Source organism: Pilimelia terevasa (genome assembly GCF_014647915.1).
Lineage (GTDB): Bacteria > Actinomycetota > Actinomycetes > Mycobacteriales > Micromonosporaceae > Pilimelia > Pilimelia terevasa.
Genome location: NZ_BMQC01000024.1, coordinates 26,471 through 34,390 on the forward strand (window position 1 = coordinate 26,471; position 7,920 = coordinate 34,390).

Sequence of the window (7,920 nt, forward strand, 5' to 3'; positions counted from 1 at the left end):
CGCGGCGCGTGGGCGACCCGCCGAGCCACTAGAGTGGGCGTGCCCAACGCGGTGGTGCAGGCAGGAAGACCGGTGTGAATCCGGCGCGGTCCCGCCACTGTCACCGGGAGGCGCAGTTCACCCGCGGCCGCGGGGCACACCGGCGGCCGCGCCGGACCGCGCCGACCCGGGAGCCAGGAGACTCCGGCCACCGCCCGCGGCGCCGCCCGGCGCCGCGCACCTCGACGCGGGGCGCGGACCCCGAGGGAGCGAGCCCCCATGAGTACCGTCCTGCTGCTGTCCACGTCGGACACCGACCTGCTGTCGGCCCGGGCCAGCGCCGCCGGATACCGGCTGGCCAACCCGGCCCGGACCGGCGTTGCCGACCTGCCCGCGCTCACCGACGGCGCCGACATCGTCGTCGTCCGGCTGCTCGGCGGCCGGCAGGCGTGGGAGGAGGGGCTGGACGCGCTGCTGGCCACCGGCCGGCCGGTGGTCGTGCTCGGCGGCGAGCAGGCGCCCGACGCGGAGCTGATGGGCCACTCGACGGTACCGGCGGGCGTGGCCACCGAGGCGCACGCGTACCTGGCCCACGGCGGCGCGGCCAACCTCGGCGAGCTGCACAAGTTCCTGACCGACACCGTGCTGCTGACCGGCCACGGCTTCGCCCCGCCGCTGAGCCTGCCCGCGTGGGGCGTCCTGGAGCGCGCGGCCGGGGAGTCGGCGCCGCCGCCCGCGGGCGCCACCCGGCGGCCGACCGTGGCCGTGCTCTACTACCGCGCCCACCACGTCGCCGGCAACACCGCGTTCGTCGACGCGCTGTGCGGGCAGATCGAGCGGGCCGGGGGCGTCGCGTTGCCGGTGTACTGCGCCTCGCTGCGCACCGCCGAGCCGGCCCTGGTGGCCACCCTGCGCCGGGCGGACGCGCTGGTGGTGACGGTCCTGGCCGCGGGCGGTACGAAGCCGGCCACGGCCGCGGCCGGCGGGGACGACGACGCGTGGGACGTGGGGGCGCTGGCCGAGCTGAACGTCCCGATCCTCCAGGCGCTGTGCCTGACCTCCAGCCGCGCGCAGTGGGACGACAACGACGACGGGCTGTCCCCGTTGGACGTCGCCACCCAGGTGGCCATCCCGGAGTTCGACGGCCGGATCATCACGGTGCCCTTCAGCTTCAAGGAGATCGACCCCGACGGGCTGACCGTGTACGTGGCCGACCCCGAGCGGGCGGCCCGGGTCGCGGGCATCGCCGTCCGGCACGCCGCGCTGCGGCACACCCCGCCCGGCGCCCGCCGGATCGTGCTGATGCTCTCGGCGTACCCGACCAAGCACGCCCGGGTCGGCAACGCCGTCGGCCTGGACACCCCGGTCAGCGCGGTCCGGCTGCTCGCCGAGCTGCGCGCCGCCGGGTACGACGTCGGGCCGGTCGAGGGCGCCGGGGCGCTGCCGGGCGTGGCCGACGCCGACGGCGACGCGCTGATCCACGCGCTGATCGCCGCCGGCGGCCACGACGTGGCGTGGCTGACCGAGGAGCAGCTCGCCGCCAACCCCGTCCGGGTGCCGGCGGCGCGGTACCGGCAGTGGTACGACGCCCTGGACCCGGACCTGCGGGCGGCGATGACGCAGCACTGGGGCGAGGCCCCCGGCGAGCTGTACGTCGACCGGTCCGCCGACCCCGACGGCGAGATCGTCCTGGCGGCCCTGCGCGCCGGCAACGTCGTGGTGATGATCCAGCCGCCGCGCGGCTTCGGGGAGAACCCGGTGGCGATCTACCACGACCCCGACCTGCCGCCCTCGCACCACTACCTGGCCGCGTACCGGTGGCTGGCCGAGGAGTTCGGCGCGCACGCCGTCGTGCACGTCGGCAAGCACGGCAACCTGGAGTGGCTGCCCGGCAAGACGGTCGGCATGTCGGCCGGCTGCGGCACCGACGCGACGCTGGGCGACGTACCGCTGATCTACCCGTTCCTGGTCAACGACCCGGGCGAGGGCACCCAGGCCAAGCGCCGCGCCCACGCCACCCTCGTCGACCACCTGGTGCCGCCGATGGCCCGCGCCGACTCCTACGGCGACATCGCCAAGCTGGAGCAGCTCCTCGACGAGTACAGCACCATCGCCGCGATGGACCCGGCCAAGCTGCCGGCCATCCGCGCCCAGATCTGGACCCTGCTCCAGGCCGCCAAGCTCGACCACGACCTCGGCATCACCGACCGACCGCACGACCAGGAGTTCGACGACTTCCTGCTGCACGTCGACGGCTGGCTGTGCGAGGTCAAGGACGTGCAGATCCGCGACGGCCTGCACGTGCTCGGCCAGGCGCCGCAGGGCGCGGCGCGGGTGGACCTGGTGCTGGCGATGCTGCGCGCCAAGCAGATGTGGGCCGGCCAGGTCGCCGCGCTGCCGGGCCTGCGCGAGGCGCTGGGCCTGGTCGAGGACGGCAGCGCGAGCAAGGCCGCCACCGACGACGCCGAGGAGACCGGGCGGGCGCTGGTCGCGGCCATGGAGGCGGCCGGCTGGGCGCCGGAGGCCGTCGACGGGGTGCAGACCGAGGTGCTCGGCGTGGTCGACGACACCGTCGGGGCGGTGCTGCGGTTCGCGGCCACCGAGGTGGTGCCGCGGCTGGCCCGGACGACCGACGAGATCGCGCACATCCTGCTGGCGCTCGACGGCGGGTACGTGCCGGCCGGGCCGTCCGGCTCGCCGCTGCGCGGCCTGATCAACGTCCTGCCGACCGGCCGCAACTTCTACTCGGTCGACCCCAAGGCCGTGCCGAGCCGGCTGGCCTGGGAGACCGGGCAGGCGATGGCCGAGTCGCTGCTGGCCCGGTACCGCGCGGACAACGACGGCGCCTGGCCGCCGAGCGTCGGACTGTCCATCTGGGGCACGTCCGCGATGCGGACCGCGGGCGACGACGTGGCCGAGGTGCTGGCGCTGCTCGGCGTACGGCCGACCTGGGACGAGCAGTCCCGCCGGGTCAACGGGCTGGCGCCGATCCCGCCGGCCGAGCTGGGCCGCCCCCGGATCGACGTGACCATGCGGATCTCCGGGTTCTTCCGCGACGCGTTCCCGCACGTGGTGACGCTGCTGGACGACGCGGTCCGGCTCGTCGCCGACCTGGACGAGGACGACGCCGACAACCACGTCCGGGCGCACGTGCGGGCGGACACCGCGGCGCACGGCGACGCCCGCCGGGCCACCACCCGGATCTTCGGCTCCAAGCCGGGCACGTACGGCGCCGGCCTGCTCCAGCTCATCGACTCGCGCAACTGGCGCGACGACGCCGACCTGGCCGAGGTGTACGCCGTCTGGGGCGGCTACGCCTACGGCCGCGAACTGGACGGCGCCCCGGCCCGCGCCGACATGGAGACCGCGTACCGCCGCATCGCCGTCGCCGCCAAGAACATCGACACCCGCGAGCACGACATCGCCGACTCCGACGACTACTTCCAGTACCACGGCGGCATGGTCGCCACGGTCCGCGCGCTGACCGGCAAGGCGCCCGCGGCCTACATCGGCGACTCCACCCGGCCCGAGGCGGTGCGGACCCGCAGCCTGCACGAGGAGACCGCGCGGATCTTCCGCGCCCGGGTGGTCAACCCGCGCTGGCTGGAGGCGATGCAGCGGCACGGGTACAAGGGGGCCTTCGAGCTGGCGGCGACCGTCGACTACCTGTTCGGGTACGACGCGACGACGGGCGTGGTGGCCGACTGGATGTACGAGAAGCTGGCCCACACGTACGCGCTGGACCCGCAGTTGCAGAAGTTCTTCCAGCAGTCCAACCCCTGGGCGCTGCACGGGATCGCCGAGCGCCTGATCGAGGCGGCGAACCGGGGCCTGTGGGAGCACCCCGAGGACGGGACCCTGGCGGCGCTCCAGGAGCTGTACCTGGCCACCGAGGGCGACCTGGAGGACGGCACCGCCTGACCCGCCGGGTCGCCCCCGCCCGGGGTCGCCCCCTCGCGTCCCGTTCGGCCCCTGACGGGCGTTCCCGTCGGGGGCCGAACGGCGTCCCGGATTCCTTCACCCGCCGACCCGCCCGCCGATACGGCAGGTGGGTCGACCGGGGGAGGCGGGGTAGCCGATGGCGCGGGTACTGGTCGTGGACGACGAGCGGGACGTCCGCGACCTCGTGGTCCGGCGGCTGCGCGCCGACGGGCACGAGGTCGTCGCGGCGCACGACGCCGGCAGTGCGCTGCACGCGGTGGACCGGCACGGCCGCCCCGACGCCGCGGTACTCGACGTCGACCTGCCCGGGATGGACGGCATCGCCCTGCTCGCGGCGCTGCGCGCCGACCAGCCGGCCCTGCCCGCGATCTTCCTGACCGTCCTGTGGTCGGGCGAGGACATCGACCGGATGCGCGCGGCCGACGGCCTGTACGTGCCCAAGCCGTTCACCGCCACCACCCTGCGCGCGGCCCTGCGCGAGGTGCTGCCCCCGCTCGGGACGGCCGGGTGACGGCCGCCGCCCAGACCGGGCGGACCCTGGGTTTCACCGTCCTGTACCTGGCCGCCACCTACGCCGGCCGGCTGACCGTCATGGACCACACCAGCCTCAGCCTGGTCTGGCCGGCCGCGGGCGTGGCCGTCGTGTGGTTCTGCGCGCAGCGCCGCGCCCGCTGGCGCTGGCTGGACGCGGTCGCGCTCACGGTGGTGACCATGGTGGTCAACCTCGCCACCGGCGCGAGCGCCCCGCTGGCCGCCGCCTTCGTCGTGGCCAACCTCGCCCAGGTCTGGGTGTTCCTCCACCTGTTCAGCCGGTTCGCGCCGCACCTGTGGGGGGCCGGCGGCGACGCGCTGATGGCCCGCTCCGGGGACGTGTGGCGCCTGCTCGGGGTCGCCTTCGCGGCGACCGCGGTGGGGGCGGCGATCGGCCCGACCGCGGTGTGGTGGGTCAACGGCGCCTACTCGTGGCCGGCGACCGCCGTGTGGCTCACCCGCAACACCGCCAGCATCCTGCTCATCGGCGCCGTCGGGCTGCGGATCGGCTGGCTCGTCAGCAACCGCGCGCAGCGCTGCCCGTTCCGCTCCGCGGGGACCGCGCTGGCCGCCGCCTGGCGCCGCACGCCCGGCTGGCGGATCACCGAGTACGTCGCCCTGAGCGTCGTGTCGATCGTGGCGTACCTGGTCGGGTTCGCCCTCAACCACGGGCTGCCCCTGGCGTTCCCGCTGCTGGCCGTCACCGTCTGGGCCGGCCTGCGCCTGGCGACGTCCTTCGTGATGCTGCACGACCTGGTCCTGGGCGGGATGGCCATCCTGTTCACCCTGCACGGGTACGGGCCGTTCGCGGGCATCAGCGCGCACCCCGCGCGGGCGCTGGTGGCCCAGGCGTTCGTCGGCATGGTCGCCGTCGTCGGCCTGACCCTGGCGCTCAGCCGCGACGAGCGGGTCGCGCTGATGCGGCGGCTGACGGTCCGCGAGCGCGAGGCCAGCGACCAGGCCCGGCTGATGACCACCGTCATCGAGTCGATGAGCGACGGCCTGGCGGTCATGCGCGCCGACGGGCGGGTCCTGGTGCTGAACCCCGCGTGCGCGGCCATGCTCGGCACCGCCGAGATCACCGACGCGACCAGGCCGACCGACGTGCTGTTCCACCCCGACGGGCGGCCGGTCGCCCAGCAGGAGCGGCCGTACCTGCGGGCGCTCGCCGGCGAGCGCCTGCGCGACGTCGACTACGTCATCCGCACCGCCGGCCACCCCGACGGCCGGATCGTCTCGGTCAGCGCCACCCCGCTGCCGACCGACGCCGACGGCGGCCGCAGCGCGGTCGTCATGTTCCACGACGTCACGGCGGCCCGCCGGCACCGCGACGAGCTGGCCTCGTTCGCCGGGGTCGTGGCCCACGACCTGCTGAACCCGCTGACCACCATCGACGGCTGGACCGACGCCGCGGTCGAGGAGCTGACCGAGGCGCCCGACGGCCCGGCCGTGCGGGAGGCCCGGGCGAGCCTGACCCGGGTCCGCCGCGCCGCCGACCGGATGCGGCACCTGATCGACGGCCTGCTCGCCTACACCACGGCCCGGGACGCGACCGTGCAGCCGGTGGACGTGCCGCTGCGGGACCTCGTCGACGACATCGTGGCCGCGCGGGTCGACCTGGCCACCGCGGCCGGTACGGGCGCACCCCGGTTCACCGTCGGGGACCTCGACCCGGTGGCCGCCGACCCGGTCCTGGTCCGCCAGCTCCTGGACAACCTCGTCGGCAACGCGATCAAGTACACCGCCCCCGGCCGTACCCCGCACGTCACCATCACCACGGCCCCGGCCCCGGACGGCCGCGTCGTCGTGCGGATCGCGGACAACGGCCTGGGGATCCCCGCGGGCCAGCACCACGCGATCTTCGGCAACTTCCACCGCGCCCACCGCGACGCCGGCATCACCGGCACCGGGCTGGGCCTGGCGATCTGCCAGCGCATCGTGCACCGGCACGGCGGCACCATCACGGCCGCCGACCACCCGGGCGGCGGATCCGTCTTCACCTTCACCCTGCCGCGCGCGGGCGCGAGCCCGGCGCGGCCGCGGCTCCAGACCGCGGGCCGCGCAGTCTGACCCCCGCGAGCGCCCGACCAGTCACAGACGCTGTCACACAAGGCCGAGGAGGTCGCCCGCCCCGGCGTTGAACGCTGCCACGTCAGGGAGGTGCGCGTGCGGCCTGAACCGGCGCTGGAGGTCGCGGACCGTCTCGATGCAGCGGGACGAGTTCACCGTGGCGGTCAGGGTGACGACGTGGGTGGCCTTGGCGGCGGCCTCCTCGACGTTCCCCCGCAGCAGGTCGGCGGCGGCCATCGCCGCGTGACTGAGCGCGCCTCTGCGCGCTCGGCCCTGCTGGGCGGCCCCCGCGGCGGACTCGGACGCGAACTGGTCGGTCTGGTCCGGCTCGTTGAGGTCCCGGAAGCAGTGTGCGGCCTCGCCGAACAGGTAAGGCCCGTCGATGTACCTCGCCCACTCGGGCTCGTCGTCAGGGTCGACGCGCGCGAAGGTCCGCTCGGCGTTCGCCACGGCACGCGCGGCGGCCGGGCCATCGCCGAGCGCCGATGCGCGCGCTTCGAGAATGTAGAGGTCGGCGAGGCACGCCGCCGAGTCCGCCTCGGTCAGTCCCTGACGGCCGGCCCGGGCAAGTGCGAGAGCCTCGCGTGGATGGCCGAGGAGGTTGGTCTGGTCGGACATCCCCGCCAGGATGTGAGCGCCGAGGGCTGCGGCGCCGGCTTCCTGGGCCAGCCGGAGCGCCTGGATGAGATACCGCTGCGCCAGAACGTGCTCGCCGTCGTCGTACGCCATCCAGCCGACGAGGTAGGCCTGTTCGGCGGCCGCCTCTTGGAGAGCACGCATGACCTCAACGTCATGATCGCGCTTGAGTAGGGGGAAGACGTAGCTGTTCATGTACTCGACCAGCGCGGTCCGGCCGTGCATGACGTCGGTCTCCTGGAACAGCGCGAACATCTCCCGAATGCCTGCGACCTCGCGCAGCCCGAGCTTCCGAGGGCTAGGTTCGGTCGTGAGCTCCCCAAGCTGCGCGAGGAGCCAATCGCGGCTCGGACCGCCGAGAGCTGCCACGACGTACGGCACCTCGATCGGTGTCCGGCGGGCGAGGTCCGCTCTGCCGAGGTCGATGATGGTACTGATGGCGTCCCCGGCGGTATCGGGGTACTGGAGTCCCCGCGCGGCGAGGGTCTGCGCCTCCACCATGCCGAAGTCGCCCGGGCCGACGCGTCGGCCCAGTCGCTCGGACAGCGCGCGGGCAATAAGGGCCGGCACGGGTTGACGCGCGCGCTCGCCGCGCTTCACCCAGCGGTTGACGGCGGTGTAGTCGTACCGCAGGGCTAGTACTGCAACGGCACTTCGGTCCGTCACGTTGAGCGTGGCGGGCCGTTTCGTGTGGTGTGGCCTACGTTGATGTGGTGTCGTGGCAGGACGAGCTTGATCGGCTGTTGTGCCATGTGGGTGGAC

4 protein-coding genes and 1 riboswitch are annotated in these 7,920 nt (G+C 74.6%); of the genes, 3 read left to right on the forward strand and 1 reads right to left on the reverse strand.

The window, feature by feature from the left end; all coding sequences use genetic code 11:
• Positions 1–62 precede the first annotated feature (62 nt).
• A riboswitch (cobalamin riboswitch) is annotated at positions 63–183 on the forward strand.
• Positions 184–258: 75 nt separating this feature from the next.
• The 3 genes from cobN to IEY75_RS19885 all read left to right on the forward strand — a co-directional run bounded on the left by cobN (position 259) and on the right by IEY75_RS19885 (position 6,522).
• Positions 259–3,900: a cobaltochelatase subunit CobN gene (gene cobN / locus IEY75_RS19875; RefSeq protein ID WP_189115913.1), complete on the forward strand. Its 3,642-nt coding sequence runs from the start codon at positions 259–261 to the stop codon at positions 3,898–3,900.
• A gap of 157 nt (positions 3,901–4,057) precedes the next feature.
• A complete protein-coding gene (locus IEY75_RS19880) occupies positions 4,058–4,432 on the forward strand; it encodes a response regulator transcription factor (RefSeq protein WP_189115914.1) in 375 nt (124 codons plus the stop codon).
• Positions 4,429–6,522: a sensor histidine kinase gene (locus IEY75_RS19885; RefSeq protein ID WP_229789941.1), complete on the forward strand. Its 2,094-nt coding sequence runs from the start codon at positions 4,429–4,431 to the stop codon at positions 6,520–6,522. Before IEY75_RS19880 ends, IEY75_RS19885 begins: the two co-directional genes overlap by 4 nt.
• A gap of 33 nt (positions 6,523–6,555) precedes the next feature.
• Here the strand turns inward: IEY75_RS19885 and IEY75_RS19890 are convergent, their stop codons facing one another.
• The gene (locus tag IEY75_RS19890) at positions 6,556–7,824 is read right to left on the reverse strand and encodes an NsdA family TPR-like regulatory protein (RefSeq protein WP_229789942.1); all 1,269 of its coding nucleotides are present in this window, start codon (positions 7,822–7,824) and stop codon (positions 6,556–6,558) included.
• Positions 7,825–7,920 lie beyond the last annotated feature (96 nt).